Genomic DNA, 25,091 nt, shown 5'->3' with positions numbered 1-25,091 from the left:
GAACCGCGTTTGCGGTTGCCTATGCTCGTGCCTGCGGTCGTTCGGCGTCCGTGCCGAACCAATCCGAGTGTAGCAAATAAAACGATGGCGATGCTGTCAGTATTTGTCAGGTAAAACGTAGTGAGGAAACCGTAAGGTCAATATAAGAAGATAGTTGACGATTGAAAGGGGAGTGGTGCTGACGGATTTGAAAGTGTTTTCCAAACCTGTGGTGTTCACGGATTTCGATGGGGGTGCTCAACGCCTTTCCGAATGACAAGCTTTTACGCAGGGGCGGCGTGAACAAGGTCATGACTTGGGCGAAGCCCGACAGTCCCTACGTGAAAATGTGTAATCCTGAAAAGGCATTCCACTTGGATGGCAACGAAAAAGCCCATACGCCTGTAGGATCATGGTGCATCCACTGGTCCAGTGAACTATCCGAGATCGTATGGATCGACGATGACGAATGCTTCGAACAACGCGCCCAAGCCTTGGAGGAACTCCAGCCGAAAGCGCCAGTGCTCATGGTTCGCCCGGACTACCGCATCGGCATCAGCCGCCGCCAGTGGAAACTGATCGACACGTTCGTGCGTCACTCCGAGCAGTTCGACGCGGTCACGTTCGACATGGAGCCGACCTGCAGGATATACGACATCCATCACGGTTTCTAAACCGAATGAATTATCATGGGGGTAGTCGAGCGGAACGAGATGAGGATCTGGAATTCGTCAGGCTCATCGACGAAGGCCCAGCCGTTGTTTGATGAGGGCTATCAGCAGCGCGGACGGCTCCTATGGGGCGAATAGCGGTCCGACTGTGCTGTTGCGGTTCCTCCTTCCAAACGTGACATGAACCGAATGTGCATGAATTGCACATTGCGGTCGCCGGCCGTTCACCTTCATGTAAGAAGGAATCAGCCTTCGGGCTTTAGCATGAGTTGCAATGGCGCGTATTGGATGCGCGCGTACGAGGAAGTGAGAGCTGCTTACATGCGTGTGTTCGATTTCGATGGAACCATCTACGACGGGGAAAGCCTGTTCGACCTGTACTTGTTTTCGGCCCGATATAATCCGAAGGTATTGTGGTACATCGCTCCGGTATTGCGCTATGCCATCAAATACAAGCTCGGACGGGCCACGTTCGATCAAATGGAATACGGTGTGGGCAAACTATGCCGCGGATATTTAAGCGAACTTGCCGAATCGGTGGAATTCGAGGAGCTCGTCAACGCCTTCTGGGATCAGAACATGAAGCGCATCAAACCCTGGTATGAGCCACGCGAAGACGATGTGATCCTCACCGCCTCGTTCGACATCACCGTGGGCGAGGCCTGCCGCAGGCTTGGCGTGCAACATTTGGTCTCGTCCACCATCGACGGCAACACGTTGAACGTAAACTACCTCAACTTCAACACCAACAAGCCCAAACGATTCCGCGAACTATACGGCGACAACGCCCGAGTGGACGAATTCTACACGGACAGCCGTTTCGACCAGCCCATGATCGACATGGCCCGCCGCGCCTACATGGTCAAGGGTAACGGAATCCACCGAGTCAAATAGCCGGAAAGGCTGGAACGGAATACGGCGGCATGGGCTGATTCTTGCGTGTCCTTCAGTGGGGATGCCTTGCGTGGACCAAGATGGGCGCCGGTTGTTCGGATTGCCGCATATAGGGAAAATGCAATCGAATGCAAAAACTAGGGCGACACGCGCTTGTAGGGGATTGATCCCGCGGAAGAAAAGTGGGATCATTGCTCGCAAAACAAAGGGCAGGTCACGAAGCCATTCAGGATTCCATCGAATGTGGGCCGGAGCTTTTTCCCTTCAAGACCAAAGGCATTCTGCTTGCCTCATCGAGACACGAAAACCTCGATAGGGACCGGGTACGCATACATTTCGACAGCAGGAACATCGAAGGAATCCTCGATGGCGGGCACAATACCCTCGCCATCGGACTGCTGATCCTGAAGCGTGCCTTGGACTTCACCGGAGGGAAACTGCCTCGCGGCCAAAAGACATGGGGCATATTCAAGGCTTTCTGGACGCAATACCGGTCCAATATCGACGAATATCAGAAAGCCGTCCGCAAAGACGAAGATGGGACTGCGCCCGAAACGACAGCCGAAGGAGACCTATCCTTTTATGTTCCAATGGAACTCATCGTCCCGACTGATCCGGACGACAGGATGTGCGTGACGGAATTCCGCAACAATCTATTGGAAATCTGCGAAGCGAGAAACAACAACGCACAGCTGACCACAGGAACAAAAGCCAACCAAAAAGGATACTTCGACACACTCTCACAACAACTACGCCTCCAAAACAAACAAATCGCCGACCGAGTGGAATGGAAAAGCAACGACGGAGGAGACATACCCATACAGAACCTAATAGCACTCACATGGATCCCACTCACCCTAATCCCGCCAGTCTCCGACGCAAACACCCTACAATGGAAAACAAACCCACAAAACTTCGTCGAACAACACTTCGACGAAATCATGCGCCAATACTACAGAACCTGACAGCATGCCAATACGATCCACAAAAAGTCAGCAAAATGCCAAGCAGTTACAGCACGGCCCGCAACGCATACAAAATGGCGCTCGCAGGTATTGGCGGGTAAAGCCTTGTGGATTATGAAGGGGGTAAATATGGAATGCTGCATGAGCCGAAGCAAGGTGTCTACATGCTGAAGGTGAAAGAAGTATCCGGTATGAAGACCACCCGCCGCGAGAGCGGGCAATATGCAAGAAAAGGACGTTAACACGCGCGACGAATATGATTTCAGCGACGCGAAGGCGAGCCCCTATGCCGTTACGGCCCGCAGGCCGGTGACCATGAACCTCGCGGGGCAAGCGATCGAATACTTCAAAGACATGTCCAAGGAGACGGGTATTCCATATCAGAACCTCATCAATCTGTATCTGGTGCAATGCGCCCGGGAACATAAGAAGCTCGAATTCGTCTGAGCGAGGCCGTTCGCCGACGTCGGACCGACCGAACCGCGGATCGTCCCCGCGATCTGGCACTGGCGTTCGGATCCGGTCGAACTTGCCCCTTCAGCCCGTTTTGCCGCCGTACAGCGGTCCGCCAGCTCAGCCGCCCACGCACATGTAGGCCAGCCATCTGGGCAGGGGATAATAGGAACCCGTCGAACCCATCCTCCACCCAGCCACGCTCCTCGAGCGAGTACGGAAAGAAACTCGTACCGTGAGATGTTGGAGACACGGTACGAGTTACAACCGTTTTCAGCGCCCAGTTAGGAAGGTGGGATATCGGGCAATGATTTCATCGAGCTGCTCTTCAGTGGACGTGGCCGCACCATGCACGAGGAACGGTTCACGATAGGAGGCGTGCACATAACGAGACATGGCCTCATACGGCGACAGCAACTCCTCCATAGTTCTCGCCTGACTACCATCATGCGTATAGCATTCAGCCGGTGCACCAGTGGAAACAGCCACCATGATCTCCTTGCCCTCCAACGCATAATCACCATAAGCCCAGCCGATATTCAACACGTCATCCTCCCACTGCTTAAGCAGTGCCGGAGCCGAATACCAGTAAAACGGGAACTGCAACACAATGCGGTCATGCTCCTGCAGCAACGCATGCTCACGCTCCACATCAATTTTGAAATCCGGATAGGCGGCATACTCATCCACCACAGTCACGCCATCGACCTTTCCGGCCACATCCATCAGCTTGCGATTAACGTGGGAATCCTCCACATGCGGATGAAACACCAACACCAACGTCTTCATAAGTCGCCTCCTGACAACGGCCGTTCTACGTTACCCGCCATAGTAACCCCAATCGCAATCGCAAATACGAAACACAACCGTTCAGCCCACGGCTCAAAAACGCAAGTAAACTCCCACTCACTTCCGTAATCCGAAATCCGGCAACGAAGTTTCGAACAAGCAAGTCAGAAACTTCACACCATCATCCAACAACTACCGCGAAACACGTCTCACACACAACCAATAAATCAACCAAGCAACAGGAACCGTCAACATAAACACCGGATAAAACCACACAACCGGCAAACGCCCATACACCAAACCACCCACAAACGGACCAACCGACATACCCAAATCAATACCCGCATAATACGTACTATTCGCAATACCACTGCGCTCGCGGCCGGCGATCACCACGGCCTGCGCCTGCGTGACTGAACTCATCAAGCCATAGCCGACGGCGGTGAAAAACGCAGCCAACAACAGCATCCAATCGTTGAACAGGAACGTCATACACGCGAGCATCGCCAGCATGCCCAATGAGCAGAGCGTAAGCCAAGAACGGAAGCCCTTACTGTCGAACAGGTCACGCAACACCATCCTCAACACCAATAACGTGACCGCATAGAACATGAAAAACAGGTCGGCCGACACCGGCAGATGACGTGCCTCGACATAGTTCATTATGAATGATTGGTTCGCGAAATACGCTATGGCGAACATCATGAACGTCAACGACAACGGCACCACGCGTGGTTCCAAAATCGAACGGATCGAAAGATGATGTTTTTTGGTTGCGCCAGCAGAACCGTCAATAGAACCGTCAATGTCTACGGCAAGGGAGGGATTCTCCGTTGTGGAAGGCTGCTTTTTGCGTACCGGCTGTCCGCCATTCTTCACCATTAACGTGGCAATCAGCATGATCGCCGCCAATATCAGCGAACTTAAAAACGTCAGTCGGTAGCCGATGTACTTCTGCGCGCGAATACCCAATGCCGGGCCGACCGCCATGGCTAGCGCGTTCATTGTGCCGTACAATCCCATGCCGGCACCCATATGGCGAATCGGCAGCAGAAGCGACATCCACGTGGCCAAGCAGACCGAACAGCATGCGAAACCGACACCGTTGATCACACGCGCCATGATGAGCATGATGGGGGAGTTCGCGAAATAGTACAGCAGTCCCGCGGTGAAATAAAGCACTGTGCCGGCCGTTACAAGCGTACGTTTGCTGGTTCTGTCGGAAAGATTGCCTGCGATCGGGCGGCAGAACAATGAGATGAAACTCATCGACCCTGCCACCACCCCCATCAACATACCGGACGCGCCTAACGATTCCGCATATCCGGCGACAATCGGATTGGCAAGCATATTGCTCGACATGAAACAGAAGGTCGCGAGCATGACCAACGCCATGTCACGGGTGATGAGACGATCATGCTTACGTTGTAGCTGCTTCGGCTTGTTTGATTGTTGTGCCGGTTGTTCCTGCTGCATTGATTCAGATGCGGATGTCGTCGGTAATGTCATGCTGGGTTCGCCTCCGAACATGCAACTGTAGCAGTCTTGACGAAAAACGGCCGTCCACATATTGCGGACGGCCGATAATGACGAACTAACGGTTCGAAGACGTGCTTCGTTTACAGGGTTTTGGCGGCCTGCTCGACGAAGTCTTCCATACTGTCGATATCAACGACATGGTCGAAACGCACGTTGGCGGTTTCCAATCCGCGCAATGCGGCTGGGGCAGTGGTGCCGGTCGCTTCGGCAAGCACGTCCATGCATTCGAAATCCGTGCCGGAAGCGTCCAATCCCAAGGATTCGTTGACCACACGCGGGAACTTGTATGGGCTGGCGGTGCTCAACAGCACGCGCGGCGTCAGCGGATCGCGAGGCATTTGCTGCATCACGTAATAACCGCACGCGGTGTGCGGGTCAATCACATAATGGTTCTTGTTCCAGCAATCCGCGATCATCTCACGCACCTGATCCTCATCGGCCCAGCCAGTGCCGAACAGGGAACGGATCTTAGCCAGCATCGGTTCGGGAACCTCATAGGCGCCCCACTGGTTCAGATCGTTCATCAGCATGGCGATCAGACGAGTGTCCTTGCCGGACATGTAATACAGCATGCGCTCCAGATTCGAGGAAATGAGAATATCCATCGACGGGGAAATCGTCTGATAGAACGGACGCTGACGGTTATACGTGCCGGAAGTCAGGAAATCGAACAGCACATTGTTCTTATCGGACGCAACAACCAGATGCTTGACCGGCAGGCCCAGCAACTTCGCATAATATCCGGCGAGAATATCACCGAAGTTACCGGTCGGCACCACGAACTCGACCTCATCGCCAACATTGATGACCTGCTGTTCGAGTAGCTGCGCGTAAGCGGAGAAATAGTAGACGACCTGCGGCACCAAACGCCCCACATTAATCGAATTTGCGGAAGACAGTACCACATGCGAGTCGGATGCCAAGCGGTTGGCGAGCTCGCGGTCGCCGAAAATGCGCTTGACCGCGGATTGTGCGTCATCGAAATTGCCCTTGACTGCGCACACGTTCACATTTGAACCGGCCTGCGTGCTCATCTGCAGTTCCTGCACCTGGCTGACCTTGCCTTCCGGATAGAACACGGTGATGCCCGTGCCCTCGGCATCCGCGAAACCAGCGAGTGCTGCCTTGCCGGTGTCTCCGGAAGTGGCGGTCACGATCATGATTTTCTCGTTGTCGTCGCCATCGGTCGGGGTGGTGCGTGCCATGAAACGCGGCAGGATCTGCAATGCGACGTCCTTGAATGCAGAGGTCGGACCGTTGAATAGTTCCATCACGTAGTCATCGCCGAGCGGCTTGACCGGGGTGATCTTTTCATCGGACCACTGCGCGCCGTATGCCTCGCTGATGCATGCTTTGAGTTCAGTTTCGGTGAAGTCGGGCAGCAACACGCTCAGCACGTCGAATGCGATCTGCTGGTAGGACTTGCCTGCGAGGGAAGCGATGTCCACGTGGGTTTCGCCCAGTGAGTCGGTTACGAACAGGCCTCCATCGTCGGCGATGCCTTTGCGGATGGCCTGCTTGGAGGTGAGCGAATCGGTGGTGCTGCGGGTGCTGTGGAACGTGGTCACTGGATTTCCTTAGCAATAGAACGGGCAATAACGTCAAACAGTATTAAGTGTAGCGTTATGGGCGGGAAGAAACATGCTTGGCGTCCGTGGAATGGGACGACATGCGATTTGCAAATAGGCGATTGTTTCCTTCTTGTTTCGTGATTGCTGCCATGTTTCGAAACGCCCTGTTCTCCCATACGATTTATGCACGTACACTTCATCGTGGAGCCCGCATGCTCGTGCGGGCAACGTAGTTATCCTCCAAGCCAAGGAGAGTTCAATGACCGCATCACCTCTCGCGCAAACCCCGAACGACATGTTCAATGCACCCATTGCCGAAGCAGACCCCGAAATCGCCAAAGTGCTTAACGCCGAACTGTCCCGACAGCAAAACGGCTTGGAAATGATCGCCTCCGAAAACTTCGTGCCGCGTGCAGTGCTTCAGGCACAAGGCTCCGTGCTGACCAACAAGTATGCCGAAGGCTATCCGGGACGCCGCTACTACGGCGGCTGCGAGCAGGTTGATAAAATCGAAACCATCGCCCGCGAACGCGCCAAGAGCCTGTTCGGCGCCGAATACGTCAACGTGCAGCCCCACTCCGGCGCGCAGGCCAACGCAGCCGTCTACCAGGCGCTCGTCAAGCCGGGTGACACCGTGCTCGGCCTCGCACTCGACCATGGCGGACACCTTACCCACGGTATGAAGATCAACTTCTCCGGGCGTTTCTACCATGCCGAAGCCTACGGAGTCAACCCCGAAACCTTCCGCATTGACCCTGAAATCATCCGCCAGCGTGCGCTCGAAACCCACCCTGCCATGATCATCGGTGGCTGGAGCGCCTACCCGCGTATCGAAGATTTCAAGGCCATGAAGGAGATCGCCGACGAGGTCGGAGCCAAGTTCTGGGTTGACATGGCACACTTCGCGGGACTCGTCGCCGCAGGGCTGCATCCGAGTCCGGTTCCATATGCCGATGTCGTGTCTTCCACTGCCCACAAGACTCTCGGAGGCCCGCGCTCCGGCTTCATTCTCGCCAAGCAAGATTATGCCAAGAAGCTCAACTCCGCAGTCTTCCCGGGCCAGCAGGGTGGTCCGCTCATGCATGTCATCGCAGGTAAGGCCGTCGCATTCAAGGTCGCATCCTCACCGGAGTTCAAAGACCGCATGCAGCGCACTCTCGACGGCGCCAAGATCCTCGCCGAACGTCTTATGGCCGACGACGTCAAGAACAACGGTATCAGCGTCCTCACCGGTGGCACCGACGTCCACCTCGTCATGGTCGATTTGCGCAACAGCGAAATGGACGGCCAGCAGGGCGAAGACCTCCTCGCACAATGCGGCATCACCATCAACCGCAACACTGTCCCGTTCGACCCGCGTCCGGCAAGCGTGGCCTCCGGCTTGCGTATCGGCACCAGCGCACTCGCCACCCGTGGCTTCGGCAACAAGGAATACGAAGAGGTCGCCGACATCATCGGCACCGCACTTGCGGCAGGCAAGGACGCTGACGTGGAAGCCCTCAAGGCTCGCGTCGACAAGCTCGCCGAAGACTTCCCGCTGTATCCGGGCCTCGACCAGATCCACTGATTCCATGTCGAATAATAGTTGATCGAGAACGGTTCCGGACATGAATCTCTGGAGCCACACGACATGTGAAATCGCGCCCTGCTCCCGACGCTACGACGAAATAATGGTCGAAGCTGCGGAACAAGGCGCGATTCCGCGCTAATCTAGGAAACTATGACGAACCCACAGATCCAAGCCAACGCCATGGAAATCGACGTGCTCAACGAAGTGTGCGCCAAAGCCGACGCCGCACGAATCGCGCAAGCGCAACTTGCCCAAACCAACACGCAACGTAAAAACGAGCTTCTCAACGTCATCGCGGACGCACTCGACTCGCGTTCCGGAGAAATTGCCGCAGCCAACGCCATCGATATGCAGGAAGCTGCTGAACATGGTATGGACGCAGGCAAGCTTGACCGACTCAAATTCGACGTGTCCCGCGTCAACGCAGCCGCACAAGGCGTACGCCACGTAGCTACCCTGCCGGATCCGATCGGCGAAATCGTACGCGGATACCATCTCGACAACGGTCTACGACTCGAACAGGCCCGCGTGCCCATCGGAGTGCTTGGCATGGTCTACGAAGCACGCCCCAACGTCACCGTCGACGTCGCATCGCTCTGCATCAAATCCGGTAATGCGGTGCTTCTCAGAGGCGGACACGCGGCCGAACGTACCAACGCAGCCACACTCGGCATCATCGCCGACGTGCTACGCGAATACGGATACGACCCTGCGCTCATCGCATCCGTCGACGAATACGGACGCCAGGGCGCCACCGCCATGATGCAAGCCCAAGGTCACATCGACCTACTCATTCCGCGAGGGGGAGCGGGTCTTATTCAAGCCGTCGTGCAAAACTCCAAAGTGCCGGTCATCGAAACCGGAGCTGGCAACGTACATATCTACGTCGACCAAACCGGCGACCAAAACAAGGCCATCCCCATCATCCTCAATGCCAAAACGCAACGTGTCGGCGTCTGCAACGCCACCGAAAAACTCCTCGTGCATCAGGACATTGCCGAAACGTTCCTTCCGCAGGCCGCAGCCGCACTCGCCGCCGCCAATGTTGAAATGCATGCCGACGAGCGAGCTTACGCAATCATCGATAAAGCCGGTATCGACGGAGTGGAACTGATGCATGCCACTGATGAAGACTGGGATACCGAGTATCTGGCATTGAAAATCGGCATCAAAGTGGTCGACTCACTCAACGAAGCCATCGAACACATCAACCGTCATTCCACCGGACATACGGAATCCATCATCGCCGAAGACTATTCGGCCATCGAGGAATTCACCTCACGCATCGACTCGGCGGTGGTGATGGTCAACGCATCCACACGCTTCACCGACGGGGGAGTGTTCGGTTTCGGCGCGGAACTTGGCATCTCAACGCAGAAAATGCACGCACGCGGCCCCATGGGACTACGCGAAATGACCACGACCAAGTGGATCGGTTACGGAACGGGGCAGGTGCGAGCATGAGCGAACAAAACGGTATCAACGAAAACGACAGTCAGATGGAGGGAACAATGACCGACGTCAAGAATCCATGGAATGCGGATCTCAATGATCCATATCTGGGATTGAAGCTTGCCTCCGAACGATTAAGCATTGTACGATACGTGTTCCTTGTGCAAATCGAGGACGGCATCGCCTCGGCGGCACAGCGCGCGTCACTCGAATATGCCGATGCGGTGTTGATTGGCTGGCCGGAAACCGGCGCCGACGACGTGGTGGAACTCAGCGAGGAGAAACTCAGGAACGTCGACGAGCAGATGCGTCTTATGGAACAGTACATCGCCAAATTCAGCGCCATGGAACGCGAACAGGATATCGACGGCATGACTGATACGCTGATTCGTGTCACCGAACGTGTGGCCGAGGTGCGACGTGCCTACCAGCCGGACTTCCCGTTGCCGACCTTCGCTGAAATCAGACGTGTTGTGCAGGACGAGTGGGACGAGGATATGGACAAGATCGATCCTGACAACGCTTCGCCCACGGCAGACAGCATCGGACGTGAAACCGCGGACGCCGATCAGGAGCAGAAGAGCGAGGACGCTTCATGACCGGTCCGAAACGCATGCGGCCCGAATCCGCCGAAGCCGATTCCGAACTTGCCATCAGCTATGTGGTGGAACCGGAACGGCGCATGTCCGGCCTTTCCGTGGAATCAGCAGGTTCCGCAGTGTCCACAGGTCGACGTTCAGCGCGTGGCAACTGGCATAGCAGGCCTCGCATCGGCATTATGGGCGGTACGTTCGACCCCATCCACAACGGCCACTTGGTGGCGGCGTCAGAAGTGTCATGGGTGTACGACCTCGACGAAGTGATCTTCGTGCCGACAGGACGCCCCGTATTCAAACTCGACAAGAACGTCACCAACGCGGAAGACCGCTATCTCATGACGGTCATCGCCACCGCATCCAATCCGAAATTCACCGTATCACGTGTGGACATCGACCGTCCGGGAATCACCTACACCATCGACACGTTGCGAGATATCCGTGTGCAACATCCTGACGCGGAACTCTTCTTCATCACCGGAGCCGACGCGGTCGCGGAAATCATGCAATGGAAAGATGCCGACAAAATGTGGGATCTGGCCCACTTCGTGGCCGTGACCCGCCCCGGATACTCATCTCCAGAAGGGGTGAAACTGCCGGAAGGCAAGGTCGATACGTTGGAAATACCGGCGCTGGCGATTTCTTCGACCGATGTACGTCGACGCGCGGAACACGGGGAACCTGTTTGGTACCTCGTACCGGACGGCGTGGTGCAATATATTGGCAAGCACGGACTGTACCGGTAAATTTCAGGTGAACACGCGCGGATGAGACGGTCTGCGCGGATGGTTAGTATGGGTCACGTCCACTTGACGCAAAAACAGACGTTTGGAGACATGGTGAGCGCAATCCTTGAAGGAAAGCCGGATAAAAACCTTATCCTTGTCACAGGCAGAACACATCCGAAACTGGCGGCGGAAGTCGCCGAACAACTCGGTATCGATGTTCTGGAAACCACAGCATACGACTTCGCCAACGGCGAGATGTACGTGCGCTACACCGAATCCGTGCGTGGCGCGGACGTGTTCGTACTGCAAAGTCACGCAGCTCCGATCAATCAATCGATCATGGAGCAGCTCATCATGATTGATGCGCTCAAGCGTGCCTCCGCACGTTCCATTACGGCGGTCTGCCCACTGTTGGGCTATTCCCGCCAAGACAAGAAGCATCGCGGCCGCGAGCCTATTTCGTGCCGTCTGATGTTCGACCTGCTCAAGACTGCGGGCGCCGACCGCATTATGAGCGTCGACCTGCATGCGGCACAGTCCCAGGGCTTCTTCGACGGTCCGGTCGACCATCTCATTGCTATGCCAGTGCTTGTGGACTACATTCGTGATCGTTTCGCCAACCAGCTTGACAACGTCGCCGTCGTGTCCCCGGATGCAGGCCGCATTCGTGTCGCGGAACAGTGGGCGCAGCGTCTTGGCGGCGGCCCGCTCGCGTTCGTGCACAAGACGCGCGACATCACCCGTCCGAATCAGGCAGTCGCCAACCGAGTCGTGGGCGACGTCGAAGGCAAGGACTGCGTGCTTGTCGACGATTTGATCGATACCGCTGGAACCATCGCAGGCGCCTGCAACGTACTCAAGAACGCCGGCGCCAAGTCGGTGACCGTTGTCGCCACGCATGGCGTGCTGTCTGGTCCAGCTGTAGAACGTTTGAAGGACAGTGGCGCCCGAGAAGTCGTGCTTACCGACACCGTGCCGATTCCTGAAGAGAAGCGTTGGGACGGTTTGACCGTACTATCGATTGCGCCGCTTCTGGCCAGCGCCATCCGCGCCGTGTTCGAAGACGGCTCCGTGGCCGAACTGTTTGACACCTACCCGGAACACCACGGCCAGGGCTTCTTGTTCGCCTGACATAGGTGTGTATAGGTGCATTTGCGAGGTGCCCGCTCCATATGGGGAGGGCGCCTCGCATATTTTTTGTATTGCGAATATTTTTCCCGGAATGCCAATGCGCTTTCTGCTGCTGCGTTTTCGGATAAGATAAAAGCTCCTGCAGACTGATTCTGCAGGAGCTTTTATCCTAACAAGCTCCCCCACCTGGACTCGAACCAAGACAAAGGGTTCCAAAGACCCGTGTGCTGCCATTACACCATGGGGGAACGGCAGAAACATACGTTTTCTGCCAAGTGTTCATTATGCCATATTATTCGGACGCCGCATACCACGGGGTGTCGCGCGACGGCGTTGCGAACTTTTTGGAGAATCTTGATATGGGATGGCTCTGCTGCGAACGGTGTAGAGGCAATTTTTTAAAAAGTTTTTTGCGAAAAACTGGCATCATAAGGCGCAAAGTACCATAATACGAACACATACGAACAAACACGATCAATATCTTTCAGAAAAAGTCGGAGCTGTCCATTTTTATTAAGATATTTTGAGACGAATTAGGGGCAATGCTGAAGCAGGCCGTTTAATTGCATTTCCAGCAAAGAGCCACTCTATTCTTCAGTATATGAAGGGTGGATAAACGCATATTTAGGGTGTTCTGTAATAGTTTGGATATCTGAGTTATCCACATATCCACAAAAGGCAGATGTTAACTTGACGGGGGCAATCTTTCATGCCTTAATGGTTCCTACACCCCCTCTCAACGATGAGTCGGGCAAAGAAGAAAGGTGCCATCATGGATGGTTCATTTGAAAATGAAGTTCCGCCGCCAGCAGTTGACGGGACGGGTTTGGCTATTCCGTCTTCTGGACTGGATGTGCTGTTCAATAAGAAGGGGGAGGATGATCCTAAAGAGCTTCCCACGGAGGAAGAACTGACTGAATGGAAAAAACTGGTTTTTCCTTCCGGTCGAAAGCTTCCCACTTATGATGGGTTTCTCGATTCAGACCTTTTCGGTAGGAAAATTCCATTTCACTTTGTTCAGATCATGCCCGGGCCATGCGATGCTGAGTTTGCCTACTCCATGAGCATGTTTTCTGCGCGGCTACTTTGCAACATTGTTGATATTTTCCGCGGTAGGCAGAAGCTGTCGCTCGTGGAGAAGGTGTTGAGTGAAGACTACATGCGAAAGCTGAAGATTGCCTCCGCCCAGATCGTAAGCCGGATGAAGAAGGACGTAAAAGTGTACGCCCAGCTCGGATTGCTTCCGATTACCGTCTATACCGTCGAAAGCTGGATGATCTCGCCAACATGTTTCGAAAGCACTGTGCTGATGGGCATCGGAGGCCGGAGACTATGCGGCAACATGAAGTGCGTGCTCAAGGGATCCGCTTGGAAATGCGTGACTGCTGATTTCGGCATGTGACGAAAAACGGCTAATTATTCAAAACCCTTGGAATTGGCTAAATTCAGCCGATTCCAAGGGTTTTCAGCGTGCCTTAAATGTACTGCAACTACTATAGGGATTCATGTTGAGAGAATTTATACCAGAACCTGCGTATAGCACCACGGATGAGGATACCGTTTTCGCGTTGCTCTCCAGACGCGCTGAGCGTGATCCTGAGGATCTCATCGCCCAATGGCAGGACGATGAGACTCGTCGTTGGCATGACGTCACGGCTGGGGAGATGCTCGAACGTGTGCGTTCGGTTGCGAAAGGCCTTCTTGGCTTGGGGGTCAAGACCGGCAATATGGTGGTTATCTATTCGCCCACTTGCTACGAATGGGGAGTCGTTGATTTTGCCTGCGCCGCGATTGGAGCGGTAAGCGTGCCTGTATACGAGACCGATTCCGCCAAGCAGACCGAGTCAATTATCGAAGAGGTGAATCCGGTTATCGCTTTCGCTGGCGATTCCGCGCACACGCAAACGCTTGAGCGGATCCGTGAAGAGCACAGCAGCTTGCGGTATGTTTTCAATTTCAAGGCAGATGGTCTCGATGCCGTTGCTGATTTCGGAGAGGGCGTCAGCGAGGACGCGCTTGATCAGGTGATCGTTAGAGTCAAGGCCGATGACATGCTCACCATTGTGTATACGTCCGGTTCCACAGGCAAGCCCAAAGGCGCCATGCTCTCTCACCGGAACTTCACGCATATCGTGTTGAACGGCTACATCATTCTCGACGAAATGCTGTATCAGCCGAATCGTCTGATGCTGTTCCTGCCGTTGGCGCACTGTTTCGCCCGCTACATCCAATACGTTGCGATTGGTGGTCAAGGAGTGGTCGGCTATCTTCCGGGAGCCAAACATCTGCTTGCCGATTTGCGCAGCTTCAAACCAACCTATCTGCTGGGAGTTCCCCGCGTGTTCGAAAAGGTGTACAACGCGGCTTCGCAGAAGGCCGGAGCGGGCATTCGGGGAAGGGTGTTCGCTAGAGCATTTGATCATTTCGTGCAATGGTCGAAGGATGAGCAGGAAACCGGACGCCATTCCATCGTGGCTCGCGCCGAACATTCGTTCTTTATGTCTGTCGTGGGTAAATCCATCCGCTCCGCTTTGGGGCCGAACATGAGGTACCTAGCCTGCGGAGGAGCCCCCCTGAACGTTGATCTCGCCCATTTCTTCAACGGTATGGATGATATTACCTTCATCCAAGGCTACGGTATGACGGAAACTGCCGCACCGATGATCGTCAACTGGCAAGATGCCAACCGTGTCGGTTCGGTAGGCAAGCCTGGTCCCGGTATGGGTGTGCGGACCGACGATGATGGGGAACTGCAGGTGATGGGTCCTAATGTGTTCCTTGGCTATTACAAGAAACCAGAGTTGACGGCCGACGTCAAGATGGCCGATGGCTGGTTGAAGACCGGTGATTTGGGAACCATCGACGATGATGGCTTTGTGTATATCACGGGACGCAAGAAAGACATCATCATCACTGCTGGTGGCAAGAACGTCAGTCCCGCACCCATGGAAGACATCATCAACACCTGCCCGATAGTGTCGCATGGTGTGGTGGTCGGCGACGGCAAACCATTCATCGGAGCCCTGATCGAGCTTGATCAGGAGATGGTCCGTTCCTGGCTTGCGCAGCAGGGACTTGACAGCAACATGTCCATGGAACAGGTTGCAAGGAACGATGCCGTGCGAGCGTTTATCCAGCAGTATGTTGAAAAGGCGAACGCGAACGTTTCCCGCGCGGAATCCGTACGCAAGTTCGAAATCCTCGACGAGGAGTTCAACCAGGAGAACGGCACGCTGACGGCGAGCCTGAAGGTCGTCAGGCCGAAAGTGCTCAAACGGTATGAGAACATCATCGACAACGTGTTATATGCTCCAAAACCATCCAACAGGCCGTTGCCGAAGACGGTGCAGATCCTTGACCGCACTACGGAAACGGTCAAGCAGGCATCCGAATCCATGCGGCAGGCATCCGAATCCGTAAGCCCGAAGGTTCGGCAGGCATTTGATACCATGCAGGAGAAAATCAAGAAGCAGTCCGAAGAAACCGACGGCGAGTCGTCAATGCCTGTGGTCCCATCGGAAACTGAGGAAACAACTATGATTGAGGAGAGATAGCTTTGGCAATACGTGAGATTCGAGTCGTACCTGATCCGGTGCTGCGCACGCCCTGCGACCCTATCAAGGAGATTACGCCGGCTGTGCGTCACCTGGTGCAGGATCTGCTTGATACCGTTGACGATCCGGGACGTGCCGGTCTGTCGGCCAACCAGATTGGCGTGGGTTTGAGGGCATTCTCCTACAACATCAACGGCAAGATCGGATACGTGCTCAACCCTGTCCTTGAAGAAACCAGCGGCGAACAGTACGGGGATGAGGGGTGCCTGTCCGTGCCTGGATTGTGGTACAAGACTCGTCGTGCCGATTATGCTCGTGTGCGTGGCATCGATTTGGACGGCAAGACGGTCGTGCTGGAAGGACATGGCATTATGGGCCGCATGCTGCAGCATGAAACCGATCATCTGGATGGCCATGTCTATCTCGATCGGCTGGAGAAAGAGGAACGGCGTGAGGCGATGCGCTACATGCGCAATCACCGCAAGTAATTGCTGCCGTTCCGTTTAATATGACGATTTGGGGTCACGTCTTTGTAAAAAGACGTGACCCCGTGGTATTTTTACTCCTTGTGTGCCATCCGGCAAGGAACTGTGTCGTGAAAGTTCCGAACCACCAATATTGTCAACCGGCATACAACCAATTCGCGTCATGTTCGCGACGACCTGTGTCGGTCGGCCAACGCCGTAAGGTTTTGGTTGCACGCAGGAACGCATGACCAGGCAAGAACCGACAAGAAAGAGGTAGTAATACCATGGCTCAGATCAATATGAGCGACATGCTGAAGGCAGGCCTGCACTTCGGCCACCAGACCCGTCGTTGGAACCCGAAGATGAAGCAGTTCATCCTCACCCAGCGCAACGGCATCCACATCATCAACCTGTTCAAGTCGCTCGACATGATCGATAAGGCCTATGACTTCATCAAGGCTACCGTCGCTCACAACGGCACCGTGCTGTTCGTCGGCACCAAGAAGCAGGCTCAGGAAGCCGTTTCCAACCAGGCCACCCGTGTCAACATGCCGTATGTTTCCGAGCGTTGGCTCGGCGGTATGCTGACCAATTTCCAGACCGTGTCCAAGCGCGTCTCCCGTCTCAAGGAACTCGAAGAGATGGACTTCACCGACGTTCGTGGCTCCGGCCTGACCAAGAAGGAACTGCTCCTTCTCGAACGTGAGAAGGACAAGCTGGCCAAGCAGCTGGGCGGTATCCGCAACATGAACCGTACTCCGTCCGCCATGTTCGTGGTTGACGTCAACAAGGAAGCCCTGGCCGTCGAGGAAGCTCACAAGCTGGGCATTCCGGTTGTCGCTATTGTCGACACCAATGCTGATCCGGAGTCCGTTGAGTACCCGATCGCAGCCAACGATGACGCCATCCGTGGCATTGAACTGCTGACTGGCCTCATGGCTGACGCAGTGGCCGAGGGTCTGCTGGAGCGTTCCGGCAAGGCCTCCAAGGCTGAAGGCGAAGCCGAGCAGCCGATGGCCGCTTGGGAGAAGGAGCTTCTCACTGAGGGCGCTCCGGCCGCCGACGTACCGGCTGAGGCCGAAGCTGAGGGCGAAGCCAAGGCTGAGTGAAAATATCCACTATGATGGGAGGTGTTGTGCCTCCCATCATATGGGACATCACTATTTTCCAGAGGAGACAAATCAATGGCAGCAATCACTGCAGCTCTGATCAAGCAGGTGCGCGAGGAAACCGGCGCCGGCATGATGGACGTTAAGAAGGCTCTGACCGAGGCTGAGGGTGACGTGGCTCGCGCCAAGGAAATCATCCGCGCCAAGGGCATTCAGGCCGCTGGTAAGCGCGAAGGACGCAAGGCGCAGGAAGGCACCATCGCCTCCAAGGTCGTGGAGTCCGCCAATGGCCAGACCGGTTACGCCGTCGAGCTGAATTCCGAGACCGACTTCGTGGCCAAGACCCCGAAGTTCGTGGAATTCGCTGACAGCGTTCTCGAGGATGCCGTCAAGGCCGAAGCCGCTTCCGTGGACGAAGTGCTGGCAGCCGCTTCCGGCGAAGCCACCGTGAAAGAAGCCGTCGAAGAGGCGGCCGCTCTGTTCGGTGAGCACGTCAAGGTCGGCCAGTTCGCTAAGGTCGAAGGCCCGCACGTCGAGATTTACGCCCACAAGAAGTCCGCTGAAATGCCGCCGAGCATCGTGGCCATGATCGCCACTGATGAGGCTGGTGCCGCTGTGGCTCACGAAGCCGCTCTGCAGATTTCCGCAATGGGCGCCCAGTGGCTGACCCGTGAGGATGTTCCGGCCGATGTGGTCGAGTCCGAGCGTCGCGTGGCTACTGAGAAGTCCCTGGCTGAAGGCAAGCCGGAGAAGATCGTTCCGAAGATCGTTGAAGGACGTCTCAACGCCTTCTACAAGGAGAACGTCCTGCTCGAGCAGTCCTACGTCAAGGATCCGTCCAAGACCGTCGGCGACCTGTTCAAGGAAGTCGGTGGCGCGGCCGTGGCCTTCGCTCGTGTCGAGGTCGGCAAGGGCGAAGCCGAGTGAATTGGCTTTGTAAGTGAATCCATGCGTTAGACGCACGGCGATTCCATAAAGGTGGCCATCATCCATAGGGTGACGGCCACCTTTGTTTTTAGACTGTGTCGCTACGCTGATGTGTCTGTGTTTGCCGATACTCTTGAGAGCGGTAAATTTCGTGAGTTCTCGGGCAAGAAAGGCTTTTCATGACTGGCGAAAACACTGGTGATAATCCACGCAGGGTGCTGCTCAAACTATCCGGAGAGGCGTTTGGTGGCGGCAAGGTCGGCATCGACACGTCTGTTATCCGCCGTATTGCGGAAGAAATTGTTCCTGCGGTGCAGCAGGGCGTTCAGGTTGCCATCGTTGTCGGTGGAGGCAACTTCTTCCGTGGCGCGGAACTTCAGCAGGCTGGTATCGATCGCTCCCGCGGCGACTATATGGGCATGCTGGGAACTGTGATGAACTGTCTCGCATTGCAGGATTTCCTGGAACAGGAAGGGCAGGCCACGCGTGTGCAGACCGCCATCACTATGGGGCAGGTCGCCGAACCGTACATTCCACTCAAGGCCATTCGTCATCTGGAGAAGGGCCGCGTCGTGATTTTTGGTGCCGGCGCCGGCATGCCGTATTTCTCCACCGACACGGTGTCCATCCAACGTTCCTTGGAAATTCATTGCGATGAGGTACTGATGGGCAAGAATGGCGTGGATGGCGTTTATACCGCTGATCCTCGCAAAGACGAGAACGCCAAGCGTTTCGCCACGTTGAGCTATAACCGTGCGCTTGTCGACAATCTCGCCGTCATGGATGCTGCCGCGCTTTCTATGGCTCGCGATAACAAGCAGCGCATCCGCGTTTTTGGACTTGAAGGCGCCGGTAATGTGACTCGCGCTCTTCTCGGTAAGGAAATCGGAACCATGGTTTCCACTGCGGAATCCACGCTCGCTGAATAACGACATTCAACGTCGAATATCGATCGAACAAACCAACAACAAGGAGTAAACAAATGGCAACTATCGTCGAACAGGCCAAGGCGCAGATGGCCAAGTCCGTGGAATCCACCAAGGAGAACTTCTCCGGCATTCGCACCGGTCGTGCCAATCCGGCGTTGCTCAACGGCATCACCGTCGACTACTACGGCGCCCCGACCCCACTGAAGGCCGTCGCCACCATCGGCGTGCCGGAACCGCGAACCCTGTCCGTCACCCCGTTTGACGCGTCCCAGGCCAATGCCGTCGAGAAGGCACTGCGCGATTCCGATCTGGGCGCAAGCCCGCGTCGTGACGGCAACGTCATTCGCCTGACCATGCCGGAACTGACCGAAGAGCGCCGCAAGGAATACGTCAAGCTTGCCAAGGGCAAGGCAGAAGACGGCAAGGTCGCTGTGCGTAATATTCGTCGCAAGGCCAAGGAATCCCTCGACAAGGCCATCAAGGATGGCGAAATGGGCGAGGACGAGGGCGATCGTCTGCTCAAGGAGCTCGACAAGGTCACCAAGCAGACCACTGACGAGCTCGACACCCTGCTTGAAGCCAAGCAGAAGGAGATCATGGAGGTCTGAGACCTTCACTCCTAAAAAAGAATCGACGCACAGCTAGACAGGGGAGCATGATGGAACATCAGGAACAGCACGAAAAGGAAGCCGAAGAGGCCATCAACGCCATCAACAAGAAGACGGGTCGTAACATGCCTCAGGCCATCGCCACGGGAGCGGTTCTCGTCATCCTCATTTTGGCATGCCTGCTGATCAGCATCGACTTGTTCGTCTATCTGGTCGTGCTTTTCATGGTGCTTGCCCTGTGGGAGCTGCGCGTCGATTTCGCCACTGTGGGATTGCATATTCCTGTGGCGGTGCTGTGGGTGTGTTCGGCGGCGACGCTGCTGTCCACCTATTACAGCGAACGTCATATCGTCGCCATGACGGTATGCGTACTGGCGTCTCTAGTGATTGTCGCGATCGCAGCCAGCGCCAAGGTGACGTTCGGCAGCCGCATCTCACTGGCGGTTGCCGACAAACTTTCCCATACCGATGCCGGCGCAAGACTCGAATCGTCGTTCAACCATGAGCAGGGAGAGGTAACCCATAGCCGTTTGAGCCATGTTGCGGTTTCCATGTTCACCGTGTTGTATATTCCTCTTCTGGCGTCTTGCGTCATCATGCCACTGACATTCAATGGGCATCCCGTTGCTCACGCCATCATGATGGTGTTCATACCCGCATTGAGCGATACTGGCGGTCTGTTTGCTGGAGCATGGCTGGGCAAGCACAAGCTGAGCCCGCGTATTTCGCCGAAGAAATCGTGGGAAGGACTTGCCGGGTCCATCCTGTTCTCCATGGTTGGTTCCTTCGTAGTGATGTTCTGCACATACGAGCCAGACGTGTGGGCTTCTCGTTGGTGGGTTCCCGTCGTGGCAGGTTTCATGATCGGCATTGCCGGAACGTTTGGTGACTTGTGTGCATCCATGCTGAAGCGAGATATCGGTATCAAGGATATGGGCCATCTGCTCAAGGGGCATGGCGGCGTGATGGATCGAGTGGATTCCATTCTGTTGTGCGCACCATTCGTGTGCGTGCTGCTGTGGGCGACTGGAATGTAGGAAGGGTCAAAGAAAAGTAATGAGCGACTCTGCGAACTCCATGAAGGATCTGCCAGAGACCGGCATCACCCCAGGAGGCACCACTGGTGCTTTCCGAGACGTGTTATCCAAAGATCATGCGCGTCGAGGCAAGCCGCCGCTGCATTTTGCGGATATGACCGAGGAAGAGCGTATCGCTAAAGCCAAGGATCTTGGACTTCCGAAATTCAGGGTCAAGCAGCTTGCCAATCATTATTACGGGCATTTCGATGTCAATGCGGAGGAATTCTCCGACTTCCCAGCAACGAAACGAGTCGAGGCCGCGAAGGTGTTTTTCCCGACGCTCATTACCGAAGTGACTCGTCAAGTGGCTGATGAGGGTACCACTATCAAAACGTTGTGGCGCCTGTTCGACGGTTCGCTTATTGAGTCCGTGCTCATGCGCTATCCCACACGCACCACGTTGTGCATCTCCAGTCAGGTCGGTTGCGGCATGGGATGCCCCTTCTGCGCTACGGGCCAATTGGGTCTGACTCGAAACATGTCGGCAGGCGAGATTGTGGAACAGGTCCGTGTGGCCGCGAAAGCCATGCGTGACGGAGAAGTTGCGGGTGGCCCCGGACGTCTGAGCAACATTGTATTCATGGGCATGGGAGAGCCCATGGGCAACTATAAGTCGGTATTGAGCGCTGTTCGTCAGATCAGTTCCATGCCGCCCGAGGGTTTCGGTATTTCGGCACGTAACATTACCGTCTCCACGGTCGGCGTGGTACCTGGTATTAAAAAACTTACGGCTGAGGGTATTCCGGTGCGTCTGGCCGTGTCTTTGCACGCTCCGAGCGATGAACTGCGAGATGAGCTTGTTCCAATGAACAAACGTTTCAACACCACGCAGGTGCTTGACGCCGCACACGACTACTATCTGGCTTCGAAGCGCCGCGTGAGCATCGAATATGCTCTGATGCGTGGCATCAACGATCAGGCCGAACATGCCAAGTTGCTCGCTAAACGCCTGAACCATTACGGTGATAATTGGGTTCACGTCAACCCGATTCCGCTTAATCCTATCGAAGGGTCGAAATGGACCGCTTCGAAGCCTGAGGATGAACAACAGTTTCTTGACATTCTTCACAAGGCTGGCATCACCGCTACGTTGAGAGATACGCGCGGGCAGGACATCGATGGCGCATGCGGGCAGCTTGCGGCTAAAGAACGCGATTAGCTGTCAAGGAAAGAAGCTGGTTTTGTCCGCTACCCGGACTTCCGACAGACATGCGTAACGTAAAACGGTTACTCTTACATTCGTTGCACGATACCATGCGCGAAGGAGTAAAACAGCATGTCACTGGCAGTCCGAGTCATTCCATGTCTTGATGTTGATGCGGGAAGAGTAGTCAAAGGCGTGCATTTCGAAAATCTTCGCGATGCCGGCAACCCGGTCGAGCTTGCCGCGGAATACTACCGCCAAGGAGCCGACGAGCTGACCTTCCTCGATGTGACCGCGTCAAGTTCGCATCGACAGACCATGGTCGATGTGGTAAGTCGAACCGCCGAACAGATTTTCATTCCTCTGACTGTCGGCGGAGGCGTGCGTACTCCTGAAGATGTTGATTCACTGCTGCGTTGCGGAGCCGACAAGGTAGGCGTCAATACCGCTGCCATCAACGATCCGACACTGATCAGCCGTGTCGCGGAACGTTTCGGCAACCAGGTGCTCGTATTGTCCGTTGACGCGCGTCGTGAGCAGGGGGAGCGCCATACTCAGTCTGGTTTCGAAGTCACCACCATGGGAGGACGTAAGTCCACGGGCATTGACGCCATTTGGTGGGTCAAGCGTGCCCAGGAGCTGGGAGCGGGAGAGATTCTGCTGAATTCCATGGACGCAGACGGCACTCAGCAGGGTTTCGACCTTGAAATGATTAAAGCTGTGCGTAAGGAAGTGAAGATTCCGATCATTGCTTCTGGCGGTGCTGGAAAGGCTTCTGATTTTCCTCCGGCAATCGAAGCTGGTGCGGATGCCGTTCTTGCCGCGTCGATCTTCCATTACGGCAAAGTTACGATCGGTGAAGTCAAGAACGCGATCAAAGCCGCCGGCTACACCGTGCGTTGAAGGCCGAAAATAGCAAAAACAAGCGAACATTAATCAATAATCGAAGAAACGAACCATACCATCACCATGACCAACGAAGCATACGACAACAGCACTACTCTCGATCCACGAATTGCAGAACGTCTCAAGCGTGACGACAAAGGACTGGTGGCAGCTGTCATCCAGCAGTTCGACACCAAAGAAGTGCTGATGGTCGGATATATGAACGATGAAGCCGTACGCCGCACCTTGACAACCGGCCGCGTTACTTTCTGGTCGAGGTCCAGGCAGGAGTACTGGCGTAAGGGAGATACTTCCGGACATGCCCAATATGTGAAGTCTTTCGCGCTGGATTGCGATGGGGATGCCATTCTTATTGAAGTTGACCAAGTAGGAGCGGCTTGCCATACCGGCAAACGATCCTGCTTCGAGGAAGGCGGGCAGTTGCCCGTGGTCGTGGGATATCGCACCAAGGAACAGGAGGGCCAGCGATGAGCGAATGCAGCGTACAAGCACTCAAGTGGGGCGCCACCTGGCCGAGACGTGAACAGTTCCACGAGTTGGCGGACCAGGGATATCGCGTCATTCCGATTGTACGTCGCCTTCTTGCTGACTCCTTGACGCCAGTCGGCTTCTATGAGCGACTTGCTGCTGGACGTTCTGGCACGTTTATTCTCGAATCCGCGGAATTCGGCGGTACGTGGAGCAGATACAGTTTCATTGGCGTGAATTCCATGGCTCAGTTGCGTTCCAACAACGGTAAGGCCGATTGGTTGGGGCAGGTTCCTGCTGGCGTGCCTGCTGAAGGCGATGCAATGGAAGTCGCGCATGCCGCGCTGAAAACCTTGAAGGCGCCGCATGTTGAAGGACTTCCGAATCTGACCAGCGGTCTGGTTGGTACCGTTGGCTGGGATGCGATTCGCCACTGGGAGCCGACCCTGCGTGCCGAGGCTCCGAACGAGACCGGGCAGCCTGAAATGGTGTTGGCCCTAGCCACAGATATTGCCGTGGTCGACCATGTGTCCGGATCGGTGTGGTTGATCGCCAACGCGGTGAATGTGGACGACCGCCCGACCCGTGCCGACGCCGCATATGATGAGGCTGTGTCGCGATTGGACGATATGCAGCGAAAGGTTGCCACGCCTGTCGAAGGTGAAGCTCGCGTCAACGTGCTGGATGAGACCGTTAGCCAGCCGGAACTTCGCTTCCGCACGGAGAAAAGCGATTACGAGCGCTCTATCGAAATCGCCAAGCAGCATATTATCGACGGTGACGTGTTCCAGGTGGTTATTTCCCAGCGTCTCGACATTGATTCGCCTGCCGATCCGTTCGACGTCTACCGTGTGTTGCGTACGTTGAACCCCAGTCCTTACATGTATTTCATGTCGCTGACTGACGCGCAGGGACGTGATTTCAATGTCATCGGTTCCAGCCCGGAAACACTGATCAAAGTGGATAACGGTCATGCCATGACCTTCCCGATTGCGGGTTCCAGGCCACGTGGCGCCACCGTTGAGGAAGACGAGCAGCTCGCCAAGGATCTGCTGTCTGATCCGAAGGAACGCAGCGAACACATCATGCTCGTCGATCTGTCGCGTAACGATCTGAGTCGTGTATGCCTTCCGGAAAGCGTGGAGGTTGTTTCCTTGATGGACATCAAGCGATTCAGCCACATCATGCATATCTGCTCGACCGTCACCGGCAGGGTCAACCCCGACATGACATCATTCGACGTGTTCACTTCTGCATTTCCTGCGGGAACGCTTTCTGGAGCGCCGAAACCGCGTGCCATCGAGATCATCGACGAGCTTGAGCCCGCAGATCGTGGCATTTACGGCGGTACTGTCGGTTATTTCGATTTTTCGGGCAACCTCGATATGGCAATTGCCATTCGAACTGCATTCATCCGCGACCATGAAGCGAGCGTGCAGGCCGGAGCTGGAATTGTACTTGATTCCGTGCCGGCCAGTGAGTGGCAGGAGACTCGCAATAAGGCCGAAGCCAGCGTTGAGGCTGTTCAGATCGCCTCGCAGCTTCGCCAATTGTGAGTCAAA

The 25,091-nt window shown here is 55.4% G+C and carries 24 protein-coding genes and 1 tRNA gene; 21 read left to right on the top strand and 4 right to left on the bottom strand.

Annotation, left to right across the window (positions count from 1 at the left end; translation table 11 throughout):
* The first annotated feature begins 278 nt into the window (after positions 1-278).
* The 4 genes from CE153_RS06900 to CE153_RS06880 all read left to right on the top strand — a co-directional run bounded on the left by CE153_RS06900 (position 279) and on the right by CE153_RS06880 (position 2,956).
* Positions 279-653, top strand: coding sequence for a hypothetical protein (locus CE153_RS06900; RefSeq protein WP_236824491.1), 375 nt, complete (start codon positions 279-281; stop codon positions 651-653).
* Between the two features lie 318 nt (positions 654-971).
* Positions 972-1,544, top strand: a complete 573-nt coding sequence (locus CE153_RS06890; protein ID WP_180753438.1) for a haloacid dehalogenase-like hydrolase — start codon at positions 972-974, stop codon at positions 1,542-1,544.
* Between the two features lie 182 nt (positions 1,545-1,726).
* Positions 1,727-2,509, top strand: a complete 783-nt coding sequence (locus CE153_RS06885; RefSeq protein ID WP_143433104.1) for a hypothetical protein — start codon at positions 1,727-1,729, stop codon at positions 2,507-2,509.
* 222 nt (positions 2,510-2,731) lie between these two features.
* Positions 2,732-2,956, top strand: coding sequence for an antitoxin (locus CE153_RS06880; RefSeq protein WP_099595647.1), 225 nt, complete (start codon positions 2,732-2,734; stop codon positions 2,954-2,956).
* 279 nt (positions 2,957-3,235) lie between these two features.
* Here the strand turns inward: CE153_RS06880 and CE153_RS06875 are convergent, their stop codons facing one another.
* The 3 genes from CE153_RS06875 to thrC form a co-directional block, all read right to left on the bottom strand.
* The gene (locus CE153_RS06875) at positions 3,236-3,751 is read right to left on the bottom strand and encodes an NAD(P)H-dependent oxidoreductase (protein WP_099595646.1); all 516 of its coding nucleotides are present in this window, start codon (positions 3,749-3,751) and stop codon (positions 3,236-3,238) included.
* Between the two features lie 192 nt (positions 3,752-3,943).
* The gene (locus CE153_RS06870; RefSeq protein WP_180753433.1) at positions 3,944-5,260 is read right to left on the bottom strand and encodes an MFS transporter; all 1,317 of its coding nucleotides are present in this window, start codon (positions 5,258-5,260) and stop codon (positions 3,944-3,946) included.
* A gap of 110 nt (positions 5,261-5,370) precedes the next feature.
* Positions 5,371-6,858, bottom strand: a complete 1,488-nt coding sequence (gene thrC / locus CE153_RS06865; RefSeq protein WP_099595644.1) for a threonine synthase — start codon at positions 6,856-6,858, stop codon at positions 5,371-5,373.
* A 262-nt stretch (positions 6,859-7,120) separates the two neighbouring features.
* On the opposite strand from thrC, the gene glyA reads away from it, so the two are divergent.
* The 5 genes from glyA (at position 7,121) to CE153_RS06840 (ending at position 12,338) form a co-directional block, all read left to right on the top strand.
* Entirely contained in the window at positions 7,121-8,428 is a 1,308-nt protein-coding gene (glyA, locus tag CE153_RS06860) for a serine hydroxymethyltransferase (RefSeq protein WP_099595643.1), read from the top strand.
* Between the two features lie 153 nt (positions 8,429-8,581).
* Positions 8,582-9,895, top strand: coding sequence for a glutamate-5-semialdehyde dehydrogenase (locus CE153_RS06855; RefSeq protein ID WP_099595642.1), 1,314 nt, complete (start codon positions 8,582-8,584; stop codon positions 9,893-9,895).
* Between the two features lie 35 nt (positions 9,896-9,930).
* Positions 9,931-10,482 carry a phosphoribosylglycinamide synthetase gene (locus tag CE153_RS06850; RefSeq protein WP_374110521.1) on the top strand — a complete coding sequence of 184 codons (552 nt, stop codon included), beginning with the start codon at positions 9,931-9,933 and terminating at the stop codon, positions 10,480-10,482.
* Positions 10,483-10,496: 14 nt separating this feature from the next.
* The gene (gene nadD, locus CE153_RS06845) at positions 10,497-11,225 is read left to right on the top strand and encodes a nicotinate-nucleotide adenylyltransferase (RefSeq protein ID WP_180753436.1); all 729 of its coding nucleotides are present in this window, start codon (positions 10,497-10,499) and stop codon (positions 11,223-11,225) included.
* 90 nt (positions 11,226-11,315) lie between these two features.
* Positions 11,316-12,338: a ribose-phosphate diphosphokinase gene (locus tag CE153_RS06840; RefSeq protein WP_099595641.1), complete on the top strand. Its 1,023-nt coding sequence runs from the start codon at positions 11,316-11,318 to the stop codon at positions 12,336-12,338.
* 177 nt (positions 12,339-12,515) lie between these two features.
* Here the strand turns inward: CE153_RS06840 and CE153_RS06835 are convergent.
* Positions 12,516-12,586 (bottom strand) — tRNA-Gln (locus tag CE153_RS06835).
* Positions 12,587-13,110: 524 nt separating this feature from the next.
* On the opposite strand from CE153_RS06835, the gene CE153_RS06830 reads away from it, so the two are divergent.
* From CE153_RS06830 to trpE, 12 genes are all read left to right on the top strand, one after another.
* On the top strand, positions 13,111-13,740 hold the full coding sequence (locus CE153_RS06830) for a hypothetical protein (protein WP_236824365.1): 630 nt from the start codon (positions 13,111-13,113) through the stop codon (positions 13,738-13,740).
* 103 nt (positions 13,741-13,843) lie between these two features.
* Positions 13,844-15,892, top strand: coding sequence for an AMP-dependent synthetase/ligase (locus tag CE153_RS06825; protein ID WP_099595640.1), 2,049 nt, complete (start codon positions 13,844-13,846; stop codon positions 15,890-15,892).
* 2 nt (positions 15,893-15,894) lie between these two features.
* Positions 15,895-16,380, top strand: a complete 486-nt coding sequence (locus CE153_RS06820; protein ID WP_033501059.1) for a peptide deformylase — start codon at positions 15,895-15,897, stop codon at positions 16,378-16,380.
* Between the two features lie 263 nt (positions 16,381-16,643).
* Complete coding sequence (rpsB, locus tag CE153_RS06815) at positions 16,644-17,468, top strand: 30S ribosomal protein S2 (protein WP_099595639.1); 825 nt, start codon at positions 16,644-16,646, stop codon at positions 17,466-17,468.
* 75 nt (positions 17,469-17,543) lie between these two features.
* Positions 17,544-18,395 carry a translation elongation factor Ts gene (gene tsf / locus CE153_RS06810; RefSeq protein ID WP_003834716.1) on the top strand — a complete coding sequence of 284 codons (852 nt, stop codon included), beginning with the start codon at positions 17,544-17,546 and terminating at the stop codon, positions 18,393-18,395.
* A gap of 179 nt (positions 18,396-18,574) precedes the next feature.
* Positions 18,575-19,324: a UMP kinase gene (pyrH, locus tag CE153_RS06805; RefSeq protein WP_099571887.1), complete on the top strand. Its 750-nt coding sequence runs from the start codon at positions 18,575-18,577 to the stop codon at positions 19,322-19,324.
* Between the two features lie 53 nt (positions 19,325-19,377).
* Entirely contained in the window at positions 19,378-19,932 is a 555-nt protein-coding gene (gene frr / locus CE153_RS06800) for a ribosome recycling factor (RefSeq protein ID WP_099571886.1), read from the top strand.
* 50 nt (positions 19,933-19,982) lie between these two features.
* Positions 19,983-20,969, top strand: coding sequence for a phosphatidate cytidylyltransferase (locus tag CE153_RS06795; RefSeq protein ID WP_099595665.1), 987 nt, complete (start codon positions 19,983-19,985; stop codon positions 20,967-20,969).
* Positions 20,970-21,009: 40 nt separating this feature from the next.
* On the top strand, positions 21,010-22,170 hold the full coding sequence (rlmN, locus tag CE153_RS06790) for a 23S rRNA (adenine(2503)-C(2))-methyltransferase RlmN (protein ID WP_099595664.1): 1,161 nt from the start codon (positions 21,010-21,012) through the stop codon (positions 22,168-22,170).
* Between the two features lie 117 nt (positions 22,171-22,287).
* Positions 22,288-23,058, top strand: coding sequence for an imidazole glycerol phosphate synthase subunit HisF (gene hisF, locus CE153_RS06785; protein WP_099595638.1), 771 nt, complete (start codon positions 22,288-22,290; stop codon positions 23,056-23,058).
* A 66-nt stretch (positions 23,059-23,124) separates the two neighbouring features.
* The gene (gene hisI / locus CE153_RS06780; protein ID WP_003834725.1) at positions 23,125-23,532 is read left to right on the top strand and encodes a phosphoribosyl-AMP cyclohydrolase; all 408 of its coding nucleotides are present in this window, start codon (positions 23,125-23,127) and stop codon (positions 23,530-23,532) included.
* Complete coding sequence (trpE, locus tag CE153_RS06775; protein ID WP_065439234.1) at positions 23,529-25,085, top strand: anthranilate synthase component I; 1,557 nt, start codon at positions 23,529-23,531, stop codon at positions 25,083-25,085. The genes hisI and trpE overlap by 4 nt, the downstream gene beginning before the upstream one ends.
* Positions 25,086-25,091: the final 6 nt, after the last annotated feature.

The sequence above is a fragment of the Bifidobacterium sp. N4G05 genome (genome assembly GCF_002742445.1).
GTDB classification, from domain to species: Bacteria; Actinomycetota; Actinomycetes; order Actinomycetales; family Bifidobacteriaceae; genus Bifidobacterium; species Bifidobacterium hominis.
The sequence above is the reverse complement of the archived record's forward strand: the minus strand, read 5'-3'. Positions and strand labels throughout refer to the sequence as shown.